The 16,974-nt window shown below is 71.7% G+C and carries 18 protein-coding genes; 1 reads left to right on the top strand and 17 read right to left on the bottom strand.

Features of this window, described 5'->3' with window-relative positions; translation table 11 throughout:
* Positions 1 to 11: 11 nt before the first annotated feature.
* The 6 genes from ACIQOE_RS37505 to rpsB all read right to left on the bottom strand — a co-directional run bounded on the left by ACIQOE_RS37505 (position 12) and on the right by rpsB (position 6,324).
* Complete coding sequence (locus ACIQOE_RS37505) at positions 12 to 1,247, bottom strand: cytochrome P450 (protein WP_401416413.1); 1,236 nt, start codon at positions 1,245 to 1,247, stop codon at positions 12 to 14.
* Positions 1,248 to 1,404: 157 nt separating this feature from the next.
* Positions 1,405 to 2,751 (bottom strand): phosphatidate cytidylyltransferase, encoded by a 1,347-nt coding sequence (locus tag ACIQOE_RS37500; protein WP_399012738.1) that lies wholly within the window; start codon positions 2,749 to 2,751, stop codon positions 1,405 to 1,407.
* A complete protein-coding gene (frr, locus tag ACIQOE_RS37495) occupies positions 2,751 to 3,308 on the bottom strand; it encodes a ribosome recycling factor (protein ID WP_132889831.1) in 558 nt (185 codons plus the stop codon). Before frr ends, ACIQOE_RS37500 begins: the two co-directional genes overlap by 1 nt.
* A gap of 144 nt (positions 3,309 to 3,452) precedes the next feature.
* Positions 3,453 to 4,211 (bottom strand): UMP kinase, encoded by a 759-nt coding sequence (pyrH, locus tag ACIQOE_RS37490; RefSeq protein WP_351323560.1) that lies wholly within the window; start codon positions 4,209 to 4,211, stop codon positions 3,453 to 3,455.
* Positions 4,212 to 4,418: 207 nt separating this feature from the next.
* Positions 4,419 to 5,255, bottom strand: coding sequence for a translation elongation factor Ts (gene tsf, locus ACIQOE_RS37485; RefSeq protein WP_351323559.1), 837 nt, complete (start codon positions 5,253 to 5,255; stop codon positions 4,419 to 4,421).
* 133 nt (positions 5,256 to 5,388) lie between these two features.
* The gene (gene rpsB / locus ACIQOE_RS37480) at positions 5,389 to 6,324 is read right to left on the bottom strand and encodes a 30S ribosomal protein S2 (protein WP_351323557.1); all 936 of its coding nucleotides are present in this window, start codon (positions 6,322 to 6,324) and stop codon (positions 5,389 to 5,391) included.
* Positions 6,325 to 6,605: 281 nt separating this feature from the next.
* Between rpsB and ACIQOE_RS37475 the strand changes: the two genes are divergently transcribed.
* Complete coding sequence (locus ACIQOE_RS37475) at positions 6,606 to 7,256, top strand: murein hydrolase activator EnvC family protein (protein WP_401416457.1); 651 nt, start codon at positions 6,606 to 6,608, stop codon at positions 7,254 to 7,256.
* 69 nt (positions 7,257 to 7,325) lie between these two features.
* On the opposite strand, the gene ACIQOE_RS37470 is transcribed toward ACIQOE_RS37475, so the two are convergent.
* The 11 genes from ACIQOE_RS37470 to lepB (ACIQOE_RS37420) form a co-directional block, all read right to left on the bottom strand.
* On the bottom strand, positions 7,326 to 7,883 hold the full coding sequence (locus tag ACIQOE_RS37470; protein ID WP_351323637.1) for a helix-turn-helix domain-containing protein: 558 nt from the start codon (positions 7,881 to 7,883) through the stop codon (positions 7,326 to 7,328).
* Between the two features lie 138 nt (positions 7,884 to 8,021).
* Positions 8,022 to 8,864, bottom strand: coding sequence for an RNA polymerase sigma factor WhiG (gene whiG / locus ACIQOE_RS37465; protein WP_351323556.1), 843 nt, complete (start codon positions 8,862 to 8,864; stop codon positions 8,022 to 8,024).
* A 318-nt stretch (positions 8,865 to 9,182) separates the two neighbouring features.
* Entirely contained in the window at positions 9,183 to 10,331 is a 1,149-nt protein-coding gene (dprA, locus tag ACIQOE_RS37460) for a DNA-processing protein DprA (protein ID WP_365558947.1), read from the bottom strand.
* Complete coding sequence (locus ACIQOE_RS37455) at positions 10,328 to 11,953, bottom strand: YifB family Mg chelatase-like AAA ATPase (protein WP_401416408.1); 1,626 nt, start codon at positions 11,951 to 11,953, stop codon at positions 10,328 to 10,330. The genes dprA and ACIQOE_RS37455 overlap by 4 nt, the downstream gene beginning before the upstream one ends.
* Position 11,954: 1 nt before the next feature.
* The gene (locus ACIQOE_RS37450) at positions 11,955 to 12,326 is read right to left on the bottom strand and encodes a YraN family protein (protein ID WP_351323553.1); all 372 of its coding nucleotides are present in this window, start codon (positions 12,324 to 12,326) and stop codon (positions 11,955 to 11,957) included.
* Between the two features lie 131 nt (positions 12,327 to 12,457).
* Entirely contained in the window at positions 12,458 to 12,766 is a 309-nt protein-coding gene (locus tag ACIQOE_RS37445) for a DUF2469 domain-containing protein (protein WP_008745401.1), read from the bottom strand.
* A 56-nt stretch (positions 12,767 to 12,822) separates the two neighbouring features.
* Positions 12,823 to 13,347, bottom strand: a complete 525-nt coding sequence (locus tag ACIQOE_RS37440) for an NUDIX hydrolase (protein WP_351323552.1) — start codon at positions 13,345 to 13,347, stop codon at positions 12,823 to 12,825.
* Positions 13,337 to 14,122 carry a signal peptidase I gene (gene lepB, locus ACIQOE_RS37435; RefSeq protein ID WP_401416404.1) on the bottom strand — a complete coding sequence of 262 codons (786 nt, stop codon included), beginning with the start codon at positions 14,120 to 14,122 and terminating at the stop codon, positions 13,337 to 13,339. The genes ACIQOE_RS37440 and lepB (ACIQOE_RS37435) overlap by 11 nt, the downstream gene beginning before the upstream one ends.
* 91 nt (positions 14,123 to 14,213) lie before the next feature.
* The gene (gene lepB / locus ACIQOE_RS37430; protein ID WP_401416402.1) at positions 14,214 to 15,242 is read right to left on the bottom strand and encodes a signal peptidase I; all 1,029 of its coding nucleotides are present in this window, start codon (positions 15,240 to 15,242) and stop codon (positions 14,214 to 14,216) included.
* Positions 15,133 to 16,221, bottom strand: a complete 1,089-nt coding sequence (lepB, locus tag ACIQOE_RS37425; RefSeq protein ID WP_351323549.1) for a signal peptidase I — start codon at positions 16,219 to 16,221, stop codon at positions 15,133 to 15,135. Before lepB (ACIQOE_RS37425) ends, lepB (ACIQOE_RS37430) begins: the two co-directional genes overlap by 110 nt.
* Positions 16,214 to 16,939, bottom strand: coding sequence for a signal peptidase I (gene lepB, locus ACIQOE_RS37420; RefSeq protein ID WP_365558943.1), 726 nt, complete (start codon positions 16,937 to 16,939; stop codon positions 16,214 to 16,216). Before lepB (ACIQOE_RS37420) ends, lepB (ACIQOE_RS37425) begins: the two co-directional genes overlap by 8 nt.
* Positions 16,940 to 16,974: the final 35 nt, after the last annotated feature.

Here is a 16,974-nt window from a genome sequence, read left to right as displayed (position 1 = left end):
CCGCGCCCTGATCACCAGGTCACCGGCAGGGTCCGGGGCCCGCGGATCAGGCCCTGGCGTTGGAATTCGACCTGGTCGGCGGGGACGGCCAGGCGGATGGTCGGGAAGCGGGTGAGGACCGCGTCGATCATGATCTCGGCCTCCATGCGGGCCATGATGGCGGCCATGCAGTGGTGCGGGCCGTGTCCGAAGGCCAGGTGGGGGCCGTCGGTGCGGTCGAAGTCGAGGTCGTCGGGGTCGGGGAAGACCTCGGGGTCGCGGTTGGCGGCGACGTACGCGTTGTAGACGACCTCGCCGGCGCGGATCAGCCGGCCGCCGACCTCGACGTCCTCGACGGCGACCCGCGGGATGCCGACGCCGTTGCGGTGCGGGACGTAGCGGAAGAGTTCGTCCACGGCCCTGGGGAGCAGTTCCGGCTCGCGGCGCAGGCGTTCGAGGTGGCCGGGGTGGGTGAGCAGCGCGTACATCATCGAGCCGCTGTTGTTGCGGACCGCGTGCCCGCCGCTGACCTGGATGGCGGTGGCCAGCGAGATCGCCTCGTCCTCGGTGATCTCGCCGGCCTCGGTGGCCTGGGCCAGGACTCCGGCGAGGTCCTCTCGGGGTTCCTCGCGGCGGTGCCGGAGCAGCTCGGTGATCCGGGCCCGGGTGGCGCGGGCCGCGTCCTTGGCGCGCTCCCCGGAGTCGGGGCCCGCGGACAGCAGCGCCTCGCCGGCCGACGCCCAGCGATGCCAGTCCTTCTCGTCGACGCCGAGGAAGTCACGGATCACGGCGATCGGGAAGGGGCCGTGCAGATGCTCCACGAGGTCGGCCGGCGGTCCGGCGTCCGCCATGGCGTCGAGCAGGACGGCGGCCCTGCGCTCGGCCATCGGCCGCAGCCGCTGCATGGCCCGCCCGGTGAAGGCGCGGGCGACGACCCGGCGCAGCCGGTTGTGCCGGGGCGGGTCGATGTACTGCAGGCCGGCCGTCTGCGAGGCCACCGGCTCCGGGCGCATGCTGGTGACGTCACGGCCGACGACCTGTTCCCGGGAGAAGCGGGGGTCGGAGGTGACGAAGCGGCAGTCCTCGTACCGTGTGACGAGCCAGGCGTGGCCCTCGCCGTGCGCGAGCCTGATCCGGGTGACCGGCTCGTCCCGCAGGAGTTCGTCGAGGAACGGGTCGGGGTCGAGCGCGGGCAGGTCGCCGACGGGCCAGGGCCGCACCGGAGGCGGCGGGGGCGGGGTGGAGGCCGGGGCCGGGTCGAGGGGCATGGGCACACTCCCTGCGCGTCGGAGGACTCACGGCGTCCTCACGGGGAGTCTGCCCCCGGCCGGAGCGGCGAGGCGATTTCTGCTGCGCCATCCGGGCCGGGAAGCCGTCGGGCCCCCGCCCTGCGAGGGACGGGGGCCCGGTCACGACGGGTGTGCGTCAGCCGCTGCCGACGAAGAGCACCAGCAGCAGCCAGACCACCGGAGCCGTCGGCAGCAGCGAGTCCAGCCGGTCCATGATGCCGCCGTGGCCCGGGAGCAGGGTGCCCATGTCCTTGATGCCCAGGTCGCGCTTGATCATGGACTCGCCGAGGTCGCCGAGGGTGGCGCTGGCCGCGACCGCGAGACCCAGCAGCAGTCCCTGCCACCAGGTGCCGTCGTCGATCAGGAACTCCATGCACAGCGCGCCCGCGGCCATGGCGAACAGCACCGCGCCGACCAGGCCCTCACGGGTCTTGCCCGGGCTGATGCGCGGGGCGAGCTTGTGGGTGCCGAAACGCCAGCCGACCGCGTAGGCGCCGGTGTCGCTGACCACCGTGAGGAGCAGGAAGGTGATCACCCGGCGCGGGCCGTCGTCCGCGGTGAGCATCATCGAGACGAACGTCGCCAGGAACGGGACGTAGAACGCCGCGAAGAGGCCCGCCGTGACGTCCTTGAGGTAGCCCTCCGGCGGTTCCGTCATCCGCCAGACCAGGACCGCAAGACCGGTGAGCGCCAGGGCGACCCAGGCTCCCTCGGCCCCGCGGGCGTAACCGGCGACCACCATCGCGGCTCCGCCGAGCGCCAGCGGGACCAGCGGCGCCTTAATGCCCTTGCGCTCCTGGAGCCTGCTGGTCAGTTCCCACAGGCCGACCACGACGGCGACCGCGACCACGCCGACGAAGACGGCCTTGACGACGAACAGGGACGCCACGATCACGACGCCCAGTCCGACGCCGACGCCTATGGCCGCGCCCAGGTCCCGGCCCGCGCTCTTCTTCTGCGGCGCGGGCGCCGGCTGCGGGGCGTCGGGCATGGGCTCCGGATTCTGCGGCGCCGCCGCAGAGGGCAGGGGCTGCGCCGACGGGGTGTCGTTGCGGTACGTCCCGTCGCGGGACGTACCGTGCGGGAACGTCTCGTCCTGGAACAGGGGGCCGCTCAGCCGAGCGGCCCCCCGGTCGTCGTCCTGGTCTCCGCCGTACGCGGGTACGTCGTCGGGCACGATGGGCATGGGGCGAGTCTGCTGCGCGTCATGCGCATCGTACGCGGGACCCGCCGGGGCGGCTCCCTGGACATGACCCTGGCCCCAGCCCTGGGCGTAGCCGTGGTCGTACCCCTGGCCGGGAACCTGGTGGTACCCCTGGCCGGGGGCCTGGTCGTACCCCTGGCCGTGCCCGGAACCGTCGTCGTGGCCCGGGCCCTGGACGGGTCCCTGGCCGTACCCCTGATCGTTCGGTCCCCAGTACCCGGCCGGTGATCCGGCCTGCGGACCGGCGTGCGGCGGCGCTCCCCAGGATGAGTCGTTCATCAGACTTCGAGAAGCTCCGCTTCCTTGTGCTTGAGGAGCTCGTCCACCTGCGCGACGTACTTCGCGGTGGTGTCGTCGAGCTCCTTCTCGGCGCGACGGCCCTCGTCCTCGCCGACCTCGCCGTCCTTGATCAGCTTGTCGATGGCGTCCTTCGCCTTGCGGCGGACGGAGCGGATGGAGACCCGGGAGTCCTCCGCCTTGCCCTTGGCGACCTTGATGTAGTCGCGGCGGCGCTCCTCGGTGAGCTCCGGGAACACCACCCGGATGATGTTGCCGTCGTTGCTCGGGTTGACGCCCAGGTCCGAGTCGCGGATCGCCTGCTCGATGTTGCGCAGCGCGGTCTTGTCAAACGGCGTCACGACCGCCATGCGCGGTTCCGGGACGGAGAACGAGGCCAGCTGGTTGATCGGCGTCGGCGCGCCGTAGTAGTCGGCCACGATCTTGTTGAACATCGCCGGGTGCGCACGGCCGGTGCGGATCGCGGCGAAGTCCTCCTTGGCGACCACGACGGCCTTCTCCATCTTCTCCTCGGCCTCGAGGAGGGTCTCTTCGATCACCACTTGCTCCTGCGTGTCTTGAGTAAGGCCCGGCTGCGGTTCCCGTGCGGGCGGCGGCCGGCTGCGTCGCGTCTTCTTTCCTGCACGGTTCCCGACCGGCAGGACATTGTCCATCCCCCGGCCAGGGTGGTCAGGCGGTGCCGGTCAGGCCCGGCCGCCCTGGTCACCCACCAGCGTGCCGATCTTCTCACCCTTGACGGCCCGCGCGATATTGCCTTCCACGAGCAGCTCGAAGACCAGGATCGGCAGCCTGTTGTCGCGGCAGAGCGTGATCGCCGTGGCGTCGGCGACCTTGAGCTCACGGGTGATGACCTCGCCGTAGCCGAGGGAGTCGAACTTGACGGCGTCCGGGTTCTTCTTGGGGTCGGAGTCGTAGACCCCGTCCACCCCGTTCTTGCCCATGAGCAGCGCCTCGGCGTCGATCTCCAGGGCGCGCTGGGCGGCGGTGGTGTCGGTGGAGAAGTACGGCATGCCCATACCGGCGCCGAAGATGACCACGCGGCCCTTCTCCAGGTGGCGCACGGCGCGCAGCGGGATGTACGGCTCGGCGACCTGGCCCATGGTGATCGCGGTCTGCACCCGGCTGTCGATGCCCTCCTTCTCCAGGAAGTCCTGGAGGGCCAGGCAGTTCATCACGGTGCCGAGCATGCCCATGTAGTCCGAGCGGGCCCGGTCCATGCCGCGCTGCTGGAGCTCGGCGCCGCGGAAGAAGTTGCCGCCGCCGATGACGACGGCGATCTCCGCGCCGTCGCGGACGACGGCCGCGATCTCACGGGCGATCTTGTGCACGACGTCGGGGTCCACGCCCAGGCCGCCGCCACCGGCGAACGCCTCTCCGGACAGCTTCAGCAGAAACCGGCCGCGTACTTTGCCGTCGTCGCTCTTCTGAGCCTTGGTGGTCATGGAGATCCCGCCTCTTTCACGTGGTGCACATACGAAGAAGGCCATTGCCGGTGGGGTCGCTTTTCGCTGCCCATGCGCGGCAATGGCCTCCTCGTCAGATCTGCTGCCGTCCGTCACGACCCTGGGTCTGGCCGGGTACCGGACGGCTGCTGTCGACCGACCCTATCGGGATTTCCCCACGGGTCGCGCGTCGATCGCGGTACGGACTCAGATGCCGACCTTGATGCGCGTGAAGCGCTTCAGGGTGACACCGGCCTCGTCCAGGACCTTCTGGACCGACTTCTTGTTGTCCAGCGCGTACGGCTGGCCGAGCAGCGTGGCGTCCTTGAAGAAGCCGTTGAGACGACCCTCGACGATCTTCGGGAGCGCGGCCTCGGGCTTGCCCTCGGCGCGGGTGGTCTCCTCGGCGATGCGACGCTCGGACTCGACGACGTCGGCCGGCACGTCCTCCTTGGCCAGGTACTTCGGCGCGAAGGCGGCGATGTGCTGGGCGATGCCCTTGGCAACCTCGGCGTTCGGCTTGTCCAGCTCGACGAGGACACCGATCTGCGGCGGCAGGTCGGGCATCGTGCGGTGCATGTACGCGAGCACGAAACCGTCGGCGTACTGCGCGAAGCGCTCCAGGACGATCTTCTCGCCCAGGTTGGCGTTGGCCTCGTCCACGAACGCCTGGACGGTCTTGCCGGGCTCGATCTCGGAGGCGAGCAGGGCGTCCAGGTCCGCGTAGGTGGACTTGGTGACGTGCTCGGCGATGGCGTTGGCGGCGGCCTGGAACTTCTCGCCCTTGGCGACGAAGTCCGTCTCGCACTTCAGCTCGACGAGGACGCCGGAGGAGTTGTCGTCGGCGATGATCGAGACCACGGCGCCGTTCTCGGCGGAGCGGCCCTCGCGCTTGGCGACGCCCTTCTGGCCCTTGATACGGAGCGCCTCGACAGCCTTGTCGACGTCGCCCTCGGCCTCGTCCAGGGCCTTCTTGCAGTCCATCATGCCGGCGCCGGTGAGCTCGCGGAGCTTCTTGACGTCAGCGGCGGTGTAGTTCGCCATGAGTCGTTAAGTCTTTCTCGAAGTCGGGAGATCTGCCCGATCCACGAACCACACGGAGATGTGGAACGCGAATCTGTGGGTGAACGGCGGGGGCGTACGGGATGTCGCCGCCCCCGCCGTCAACGCTGACGGGTCAGGCCTGCTCGGCGTCCGCGGCCGGCGCCTCGGCCGCGGGGGCCTCCTCGGCGGCCGGGGCCTCGACAGCGGCCTCGGCGGCGACCGGAGCCTCGGCCTGCTCGGCGTCGGCGACCTTCTCGGTCTCGGCGGAGGTCTGGACCTCGGGCTCGTCGGCCTTCTTCTCGCCCTCGAGCAGGTCGCGCTCCCAGGCCGCGAGCGGCTCGCCGGCGGCCTTGTCGCCCTTGCCCTCGGTGGCGACACCGGAGCGGGAGATGAGGCCCTCGGCCACGGCGTCGGCGATCACGCGGGTGAGCAGGGTGACGGAGCGGATCGCGTCGTCGTTGCCCGGGATCTTGTAGTCGACCTCGTCGGGGTCGCAGTTGGTGTCGAGGATGGCGACGACCGGGATGTTGAGCTTCCGGGCCTCGCCGACCGCGATGTGCTCCTTCTTGGTGTCCACGATCCAGACGGCGCTGGGCACCTTCTGCATCTCGCGGATACCGCCGAGGGTCTTCTCCAGCTTGGCCTTCTCGCGCGAGAGCACGAGAAGCTCCTTCTTGGTCAGACCGGACGCGGCGACGTCCTCGAAGTCGATCTGCTCAAGCTCCTTGAGGCGCTGCAGACGCTTGTAGACGGTCGAGAAGTTGGTGAGCATGCCGCCCAGCCAGCGCTGGTTGACGTAGGGCATGCCGACGCGGGTGGCCTGCTCCGCGATGGCCTCCTGCGCCTGCTTCTTCGTGCCGACGAACATGACCGTGCCGCCGTGGGCGACGGTCTCCTTGACGAACTCGTAGGCGCGGTCGATGTACGACAGCGACTGGAGCAGGTCGATGATGTAGATGCCGTTGCGCTCGGTGAAGATGAAGCGCTTCATCTTCGGGTTCCAGCGACGGGTCTGGTGACCGAAGTGGACGCCGCTCTCCAGCAGCTCCCGCATCGTGACGACGGCCATGGCCGTATCTCCTTGAATTTCTCGGTTGTGCCGCGGGGACCGGACGGCTCCCGCGCCTGACGCCCGTCTGCGCTGTGCCACGAAGGACCGAGAAGCGCTGACCCGGGCCGTACTGCTGACCTGGTGTCGGGGCGTGCGAAGTCGACCCGGTGACCCGGATCGCCAAGGGAAGTGTACGGGACCCGCAGGGCACCGGGTGACGCCGCTGTCCACAACCGGTGAGTAATCCACAGGTACCGGCCATGATCGGCGGTTTACGGGACGGTTCGGTCATGTGCGTGATGCGACGAACGATGCGGTGGCTGCCGCTGCTTCTCACGGTGACCTGGGCCTGGGTGTGGTCCTGGACCTGGCCGGCGGCGCGGGCGGACGACGCCCCGCCTGCTACGGCCGCGGTCCCGGCGGTCGGCCGGGCCTGGCCGGTGGGGGCACGGCCGCCGGTCCTGCGCGGCTGGGAGCCGCCGGTGACGGTGTACGGCCCCGGGCACCGCGGGGTGGATCTGGGCGCCGCGCCGGGCGCGGAGGTCCGGGCGGTGGCGGCGGGCCGGGTCTTCTTCGCGGGGCCGGTCGGGGGCCGGGGCGTGGTGTCGGTGCTCCTCGCCGGGACGGACCTGCGCACCACGTACGAGCCGGTGACGCCGCGGGTGGAGAAGGGGCAGGAGGTGACGGCGGGGCAGGTGGTGGGCACGGTCGGGCCCGCGGGCCGGCACTGCGGGGCTAGTGCGTGCGTGCACTGGGGTCTGCTCAGCGGGGACGTGTACGTGAACCCGCTGCTGCTGTTGCCGCCGTGGCTGCTGAACGGAGGTCCGGCCCGGCTGCTGCCGGTGCTGGGGGTGCCATTGCCGGAGGGACGGGGACTTCCCGAGGGGCAGGAACAGGGGCAGGGACAGGAACAGGGGCAGGGGCCGGGGCAGGGGCCGGGGCAGGGATGAAAGGGGCCGTCGTGGGCGGACGGCGAAGCCGTATCCGCGGTGCGGCCGGGCGTGGCCGGAGCGCCCTCGTCAGCCCCGCACGCCCCGCAGCGCCATGGCCACGGCCGCCTCGGTGATGACCGTGGGATCCTCCGCCGCGCCCAGCTCGATGCGCCGTACCGCCGCGTCCACGACCCCCTGCACCAGCATCGCCGCCAGCCGCGGCTGCTCGTGCCCCAGCGCCGCCAGCGCCTCCACGATCATCGCGACCAGCCCGCCGTGCGCGGCGCGGATCTTCTCCCGCGCGCCCGCGTCCAGCTCGCTCGCCGAGATCGCGACGACCGCGCGGTGCCGGCGGTCGCCGACCAGCGCCAGCTGCTGCCGGACGTAGGCCTCGACCTTGCCCTCACCGGAAGCCGCCCGCTCCATCGCCGTCTCGACCTCCGCGGCCCAGACCGGGAAGTCGACCTCGCAGAGTTCCTCGACGACCGCGGCGCGGGAGCGGAAGTACTCGTAGACGGAGGAGCGGGCCAGTCCCGTCCGCTCGGCGAGCGCGGGGAACGTCAGCGCCTCCGTCCCGCCCTCCGACAGGAGGGACCGCGCCGCGTCCAGCAGGGCGGCTCGCTGCATCGACCGGTGCTCGGCCACGGAGGCCGCTCGAATCCTTGGCACGTCGACCACTCTACGGACGCGCCGGGCCGGACGGGAGACAGCACGACCGGGACACGGGTCGCTCCCGGCGGCCGCACCCCCGGAATCCGCAGCTCAGCGGCTACGAAGCGGCGCTCAGCGGCCGAAACTCGCCAGCTTCGCCCGCAGCTGCAGCACCGACTTCGTGTGGATCTGGCTCACCCGGCTCTCGGTGACCCCGAGGACGTTGCCGATCTCGGCGAGCGTGAGTCCCTCGTAGTAGTAGAGGGTGACCACGGTCTTCTCCCGGTCGGGCAGCGTGTTGATGGCCCGCGCCAGGAACCGCCGCAGCTCCCGGTCCTCGGCCACCTCCACGGGGTTGTCCGCGGCGGTGTCCTCCAGGGTGTCCATGACGCTCAGGCCGTCGCCGCCCTCGCCCCCGACGTGCAGCAGCTCCTCCAGCGCCACCACGTTGGCCAGCGACAACTGGCTGAAGACGGCGTGCAGTTCCTCGACCTCGATGCCCAGCTCGGCGGCCACCTCGGTCTCCGACGGCGTCCTGCGCAGCCGGGCCTCCAGCGTGGCGTACGCCCGCTCGACGTTGCGCGCCTTCTGCCGTACGGAACGGGGAATCCAGTCCAGCGCCCGCAGCTCGTCGATCATCGCGCCCCGGATCCGGGTGATCGCGTACGTCTCGAACTTGATCTCCCGGTCGACGTCGAACTTGTCGATCGCGTCGATGAGCCCGAACACCCCGGAGGAGACGAAGTCGGCCTGCTCCACGTTGGGCGGCAGGCCGACACTGACCCGTCCCGCCACGTACTTCACCAGCGGCGAGTAGTGCAGGATCAGCTGTTCCCGCAGCCGGTCGTCCCCCGTCGCCTTGTACGACCGCCACAGCTCGTCGAGCGTCGAGGGAGCGGGCGGCCGCACGCTGCCACCGTCACGGGCGGCTGGGGGGATCGCCGCCCGGTCGGACCCGGAGGTGTGCTGGGGCATTCGTCGCCTTGTGCCGTTCTGCCGTGAAGTGCCAGGAAGTGCCGTGATGTGCCACGAGGAGGGTGAGCGGGGAAGGTGTGCGGATCGGGTGCGGGGTCGGTCGGTGTCGGTCGGCGCGTTCTGCGCCAGGGCTTTCGTGAGCGTAGCGTGACTGAGGAGTCGCGGTGTGCGAACACCGAGGCTCCACCCCCGCGCGAACCCCCTGGACGGCACGTCCGGCCGCGCCCGGCGGATCGCTCTGCGTGATCGGCCGAAGGTGTCAACTCCGGGAATTACCAAGGGCGTCGGGGGTTCCCCCGGACGGCCGAACACACTCGGTCAGCACGGACTCCGACCCTCTCGGACCGAGATCATCGCCTGGCGTGTCAACTTCCAGCCGTCGCCGTGTCGTTCGACGTAACCAAGTGCTCGGAGTTCGTACAGCCGGGCGACGGCTTCGTCCTCGGTCGTCCGAGCCCCCCGCGCCACCTCTTCGGGTGACGCCGGCCGGTTCCCCGGCAGGGCGGCCAGGACCTGTCCCGCACCCGGTTCCAGCAGGTCACGCGGGAGGACGGGACCGCGTCTGGCCGGTGCCAGCTCGCCCATGTCGCCCACGAGTTCGACGACCTCCGCGGCGTCCGTGACGAGCGCGGCCTCGCCTCTCAGCAGCTCGTGCACCCCGGCCGAGAGGCCACTGGTGGCGGGCCCCGGCACGCCCATGGTGAACCGGCCGAGCCGCTGGGCCGCCCGCGCGGTGACCAGAGAGCCGCTGCGGTGGGCGGCCTCCACGACGACGGTCCCCCTGGTCAGCGCCGCGATCACTCGGTTGCGGAGCACGAACCTGCTCTGCGTCGGATGCTCGCCGGGCGGCAACTCCCCCACCACGAGGCCCTGTTCGGCGATCCTGGTGATCAACTCGGTGTGGCCGCGCGGATAGGGCCGGTCGACCCCGCAGGCCAGCACCGCGACGGTGGCGCCGCCCGCGCCGAGGGCCCCGCGGTGGGCGGCGCCGTCCACGCCGTAGGCGCCGCCGGAGACCACCACCCAGCCGCGCTCGGCGAGCCCCGCGGCGAGGGCGGCCGCCATGTGCGCGCCGTACTCCGTGCAGGCCCGCGCCCCGACCACGGCGACGGCCCGCAGCGCCCACATCCGCAGGCTGGGCCTGCCCCGCACCCACAGGCCGACGGGACGGGCGTCGCCGAGGTCGTCGAGCTGGGTCGGCCACTCGGTGTCACCGGGGGCGACGAAGCGCGCTCCGGCCTGCCGCGCGAGGACGAGGTCCGCGCGCGGATCGGCCCGCTCCGCCCGGGCGAGCAGCCCCGACCAGCGCTTGTCGCCGACGCCCGGCAGCGGCTCGCCGGCGCTCTTGAGCCGCCGCGCCACCTCGTGCGCGCCCCGCTCCCGGATCCACCGTCCGGCGACCTCGTCACCGGGTTCCACGACCCGGGCGAGGAAGACCCGGGCCAGCAGCGTGTGCTCGTCGGTCATGTCAGCGCCCCGAGGGCCATCGGCACGCCCCGCGGGACGCCGGTGCGCAGTTGCAGGGCCAGGGCCACGTCCGTCGCGTCCGGGCGGTCGTGTCCGACCAGGTCGGCGACGGTCCAGGCGACCCGCAGGACCCGGTCGAGACCGCGGGCGGTCAGCACCCCGCGCTCCAGGTTGCGCTCGGCCTCGTCCATGGCTCCGGGAACCGCCTGCCAGCGGCCGCGCAGCTCGCTGCCGGGCACCTCGCCGTTGGTCCGCCAGGGGGTGCCGGCGAGGCGCAGGGCCGCGCGCTCCCGGGCCGCCCGCACCCGGTCGGCGACCACCGCCGTGGACTCGCCGCGGATGCCCCGCTCGGTGAGCTGGGCGCGGGTCACCCGGTCCACCTGGACGCGCAGGTCGACGCGGTCGAGCAGTGGGCCGGAGAGCCGGGCCTGGTAGCGGCGGACGGCCGAGGGCGGGCACTCGCAGAAGGCGTCGGCGAGCGAGAAGCGCCCGCAGGGGCACGGGTTCGCCGCGAGCACCATCAGGAACCTCGCCGGGAACCGCACCACGCCCGCGCTGCGCGCGATCACGACATGGCCGGCCTCCAGCGGCTGGCGCAGCGCGTCGAGCGCCCGGCTGCTGAACTCCGGGGTCTCGTCGAGGAAGAGGACACCGCGGTGTGCGAGCGAGACGGCTCCGGGGCGGGCGATCCCGGGGCCGCCGCCGACCAGGGCCTGCATGGTGGCCGAGTGGTGCGGGGCGCAGTAGGGAGCGGCGTCGACCAGGGGTTTGCCCGGTGGCAGCAGGCCGGCCACCGAGTGCACCGCGGTGACTTCGAGCGACTCCTCGCGGGTCAGCCGGGGCAGTACGGCCGGCAGCCGCTCCGCGAGCATGGTCTTGCCCGCGCCCGGCGGCCCCTCCAGGAAGAGGTGGTGGCCGCCGGCCGCGGCCACCTCGACGGCGGTCCGGGCGGAGAGCTGGCCGACGACGTCGGCCAGGTCGTGGCCGTGGTCCTGGTGCGCGGCGCCCGCGCCGTGCAGGGCGGTGGCGGCGCCGGAGCCCGGTACCCGCAGGCCGGCGAGCAGCGGATCGGGGCGGCCCGGCTCGTCGGGCTCCTCGTCGGGCACCGGCTCGTCGGCGAGGATGGCGATGAGCTGGCGCAGGGTGCGCACGCCGAGCACGGAGACGTCGGGCACCAGCGCGGCCTCGCCGGCGGCGCACTCCGGCACGACGACCTGCTCGTAACCGGCGTCGGCGGCCGCCAGCACCGCCGGCAGGGTGCCGCGGACCGGGCGGACCCGGCCGTCCAGGCCCAGCTCGCCGATCATCACGATGTCGGCCAGCACCCTCGGGTCGATCCGTTCGGCGGCGCCGAGCACGGCGCACGCGACGGCCAGGTCGAAGCCGGATCCCGCCTTGGGCACCGACGCCGGGCTGAGCCCCACCGTCAGTTTCTTCGAGGGCCAGGCGGTCCCGGAGTTCACCACCGCCGCCCGGACCCGGTCCCGGCTCTCCGTCAGGCTCTTGTCCGGCAGCCCCACGAGCGTGAACGCCGCCACGCCGGGCTCCAGGTCGGCCTGGACCTCGACCACCACGCCCTCGACGCCCACCAGCGCCACCGAGCACGTCCGCGCGAACCCCATCTCAGGCCACCCCCCGCGCGTGCTCGACCACGGCCGCGCCGCGCCGCGGCAGGACCACGCCCACGACGTCGATGCGGACGCCGCCGGGCGGGGCTCCTCCGTGGGTGTGGATCCAGTGCTCGGCCAAGCCCCGCAGGCGCTCGGCCTTCTGGGGGGTCACCGCGGCCATGGGGTGTTCGAAGGGACCCGCCCGCCGGGTCTTGACCTCGCAGATCACCAGGACGTCCCCGTCCCGTGCCACGATGTCGATCTCGCCGGTCCTGCCGCAGCGCCAGTTGCGCTCCAGGATCGTCAGACCGGCTTCCGCCAGCCGCCGTGCGGCGAGCGTCTCGCCGTACGCGCCGAGTGCCTTGCGTGCCCGTTGGGTGTTCATGTCGGCACCACCTCCGGCGCCAACCGTCACGCACCCCCCGCCCCCGAGTGGATCTTGGTGGACCACTCAGGGGTTGTGGACAACTTCGTCACTCACACGAGTGACACCCGTGGTCACCCGCGGAGTCCGGCTCAGCCGCCCGGGAGCTCCAGATCGGTCTTGTTCAGCTCCTCGATGTTCACGTCCTTGAACGTCAGCACGCGGACCTGTTTCACGAAGCGGGCCGGCCGGTACATGTCCCAGACCCAGGCGTCCGCCATGGACACCTCGAAGAACACCTCGCCCTGGACCGAGTGCACCTGCATCTCGTAGTCGTTGGTGAGGTAGAAGCGCCGCTCGGTCTCGATCACGTATTTGAACAGACCGACGACATCGCGGTACTCCCGGTAGAGCTTCAGCTCCATCTCGGTCTCGTACTTTTCGAGGTCCTCGGCGCTCATGGCATGTTCCCCTTCAGCCGTGCGATCCCACCATTGTGCGCCAGTACCGCGCGCCCCTAGACGATTTCCGTGTCAAGGGTGACGGGCCTGACGGGGGGACCTTCGTCGAGCAGCCTACGGAACAGCTCGGCGAGTCTGGTCGGATACACCGTCTCATGGGCCCGGGTCAGTTCCCGGCACGTCCACCAACGTGCTCCCACCACGCTGCGCCGCTCCAGCTCGGTCAGGTCACCGGCACCGGGCGTCACCTCGAACGTACGCGCCGTCCGGGCCAGGTAGTACCACTCGTCCTGGTACCAGCGGCGGCCCGCGAACGGGAAGGAGCACATCCGCCGCCACAGCAGCGGGCCGAGTTCCACGTCCGTGATGCCGGTCTCCTCGGCGAGTTCCCGCAGAGCGGCCTGCTCACGGGTCTCGTCGCCCTCCAGTCCGCCGCCCGGCGTGAACCACCAGTCGTCGGCCGGGTCGTCCGGCTCGTGGCCGTGCAGGAGCAGGATGCGGTCGTCCGGATCGAGCAGGACCACCCGGGCCACCTTGCGCGGAGCGCCCGGGACGGCCTCCGGCGGCGCCTCAGCGGGCACCGGCGGCCTCTGTGCGGCCGCGGGTGCGGGAACGTCCCACCAGGCCGACGACCGGGCCGTAGGCGCCGCCCGCGAGAACCAGCACGGCGCCGGCGACGATCATGGACTCGATGACGCGCAGCGGGCCCGGCTGGGAGAGGGCGCCGAGCACCTCGAAGCCGGTCGGGCGCTTGAGCAGGCCCTTCATGGGCCAGACGACGGAGTCCACCCGGGCCCGGACGGCGCTGCGGGCCACGGTGCCCTTCGTCGCGTCCGTCAGGTGGGCGGTGGAGTCCAGGGAGCCCTGGCGCTCGTCGCCGAGGAGGAAGAGCCGCCCCTTGGGGACGGTCACGGTCGGGAAGCCCTGGAGTTCGGCCTGGCTGCCCGCCGGCAGGTACGGCTCGTCGATCTGCTTGCCGTTGACGGTCAGCTTGCCGTCCGTGCAGCAGGCGACGGTGTCACCGCCGACGGCGACCACGCGCTTGACCACGTCCGCGTTGGTGACCCAGCTCGTGTCGTGGAAGACCACGACGTCGCCCCGGCGCACCTCGCCGCCGTCGATGCGCTGCCCGAGGACCCGGTCACCGGCGTCGATCGTCGGGGTCATGGAGGTGGTGGGCACGGTGTACGGCCGGTAGACGACCGCTCCCCAGGCGAACCCGCCGAGGAACAGCACGATGCCCAGCGCGACGGCGATTCCCGACAGGCGGTCTCCGAGCCCGCGGCCGGCCCGCGCCGTGCCGGTGCCGGTGCCTCCGCTGCGCGGGGCCGTTCGTATCGTGCTCTCGCCACCCATGAGGCCGCACCCTACCCGGCGGTACCGGGCAGGGGCAGCCCTTCTTCTCCGGCCCTGGTCACAAGCTCCCCAAGGCTTTCACACGGGCGGGTCAGCGCTTGCCCGCGGCGGCCGGGCGCTTCTCGAACTTCGACTGGATCCGCTCGCCCTGCCGGCGGCGCCACACGGCGACCGGCACGACGGCCGCGACGGCCACGCCCTCCGGGGCCACCGACAGGGAGGCCGCGGCCGACGACTGCGTGTTGATACCGCTCTGGTCGAAGGTGTCCGGGACGGGCAGGGTGCCCCAGCGGTTGATCGGCCAGGCCTTGACGATGGCGCGGCCCACGACGTCCTTGACCGGGACCATGCCGTGGTGGCTGTCGGACTGGTTGTACCGGGAGTCACGGGAGTTCTGGCGGTGGTCGCCCATCACCCAGATGTAGCCCTTGGGCACCTTCACCGTGAACTGGCCGCCCTGGTCGTCGACGCTGCAGGGGGTGTTGCCCGGGTACACGTACGGCTCGTTCAGCGCGTGGCCGTTGACCATGAGCGGGCCGCTGTTCTTGCAGGAGACGGTGTCGCCGCCGACGCCGATGACTCGCTTGATCAGGTCCTTCTCCTGGGCGGACGGCATCAGGCCGATCCAGCTCAGGAACGTCTGGACCGCGTTCGGCTGGGCCGTGGGCTCGCCGGCCAGCCAGTCGTCCGGGTCGTGGAAGACCACGACCTCGCCACGGTCCGGCTCGGAGCCGAACCACGGGGTGAGCTTGTCGACCAGGACGCGGTCACCCTGCTGGAGGGTGTTCTGCATCGAGTCCGACGGGATCGAGAACGCCTGCACCAGGAACGTCTTGATCAGCAGCGCCAGTACCAGCGCGATACCGATCAGGATCGGCAGCTCCTTCCAGAAGGAGCGGGGCTTCTTCGGTGCGGACGAGGCCGAGTCGCCCGCACCCCCGTCCGTGTCTCCGCCGCCACCGCCGGGGTACGGGCCGTCCGCGGGACCGTCGCTCCCGGCCGGACCACCGTCATAGCCGGAGGCGGAACCACCGTCGGCGGGGGGGACATTCTCCACGGGGCGCCCGCTGTGCTCCTCGCCGTCGTGTCCCGACCGTGCGCCAACCGCCACATCCCCCACGCCAACTCCTTACTCCGTGCCGCCGTCCGCGCCATCCCCGGCGCAGACCCACCACTCCCATAACGAGCGGGAGTTCCGCAGGGCTCGGGAGTTGGATGTATCCGTTCGGATCGTCGGAGGCAACCCTATGCGACAGCCGGGGAGCCGCGGTCGACCCCGACACGGAGTTGGAAACGCTTGCGAAGGTTTTAGGTTCGTCCAGCGAGGCCCAGTGCCCGAACGGCCATCCGATCCACTTGGCGCGGCCCACCACCAGGCTCACCGGGACCGTGCCGCCGTAGTCGGTGTCCTGGTGGGCCCGTGAGTCGGCCGAGTTGCCGCGGTGGTCGCCCATCACCCACAGCCGTCCCTGCGGGACGGTGATGTCGAACTCGGTCGCGGAGGGCGCGTTCCCCGGATAGAGGTAGTCACCCTCGGTCAACGGCACGCCGTTGACGGTGACCCGGCCCTGCGCGTCGCAGCACTTGACGCGGTCGCCGCCGACGCCGATGACCCGCTTGATGAGGTCCTTCTCGTCGGCGGAGGGCAGCAGCCCGATGAAGGTGAGCCCTTCCTTGACCTGCTTGACGACGATCGGGTCGTTCGCCTTCGTGGTCTGCTCGCCGGCCAGCCAGCCGCCCGGGTCGTGGAAGACGACGACGTCACCGCGGTGCGGCTCGGAACCGAACCACGGGGTGAACTTGTCGACCAGGACGCGGTCGCCGATGCGGATCGTCTCCTCCATCGAACCGGAGGGGATCACGAAGGCCTGGACGAGGAACGTCTTCAGCACGAGGGCTATCAGGACGGCCACGCCGACCAGCAGCGGTATCTCCCGCACCGCGCTGCGCCGGCGCTTGCGCTTGACCTTGCGCTGCAGCTTGCGCCGCTCGGCGCGGGAGCGGCCGCCGGTCGGACCGGTGGACCGCCGCAGCCCGGTGGGCAGCAGGTTGGCGGTGGCGTCGCCGGGCACGCCGCGTGGTTTGCCGCGGTTACCCATGGGCCGCTCCCGCCACCCGCGGCCGCTGCGGGGCCGCCGCGCTCGCCGGCACGCGCGCGTAGGCGGCGGGACGGGTGAGGTGGGTCCAGTGCGCGTGCGGCCAGATGATCCAGTCGGCCCGGCCGATCACGTCCCCCACGGGGATCATGCCGCCGCCGGGCGAGCCCAGGTGGTCGCGGGAGTCGCTGGAGTCGCTGCGGTGGTCGCCGAGGACGAAGAGCGTGCCCTCGGGCACCTCGACGTAGAAGGGCACGGTGGACGGGGCGTCCCCGGGATAGAGGAACGAGGTCTCGTCGACCGGGCGGCCGTTCACTTCGATCCTCCCCTTCTTGTCGCAGCAGACCACGCGGTCTCCTCCCACACCGACGACGCGTTTGATGTAGTCGGCGTCCCCGAAGTACCCGCTGCCGTCGAACACGACGACGTCGCCCCGGCGCGGCTGGGCACCGAAACGGTACGCCAACTTATTTACGAGAACCCGGTCCCCGATCCTCAATCCCTGTTCCATGGATCCGCTGGGAATCTGGAACGGCTGCACCACGAGAGCGTTGAGCACGAGCAGGAACGCCAGGCAGGTGAAGAGGGTCAGGGTGATCCAGCCGCCCGGCAGCCAGTCGGTGACCCGCGTCAGGAACGCGAAACGCGACCGGCCCTCCGTGACCCCTGGTCCGGGGCCGGAGGAGCGGTCGCGCTCCGTCGGTTGTGCTTCGGTGTCCATCGGAGCCAGATGGTATCCGGCTCCGGTGAGGCACT

Origin of the sequence: Streptomyces sp. NPDC091282 (genome assembly GCF_044757385.1) — a bacterium.
Taxonomy (GTDB): domain Bacteria; phylum Actinomycetota; class Actinomycetes; order Streptomycetales; family Streptomycetaceae; genus Streptomyces; species Streptomyces gramineus.
The sequence above is the reverse complement of the archived record's forward strand: the minus strand, read 5'-3'. Positions and strand labels throughout refer to the sequence as shown.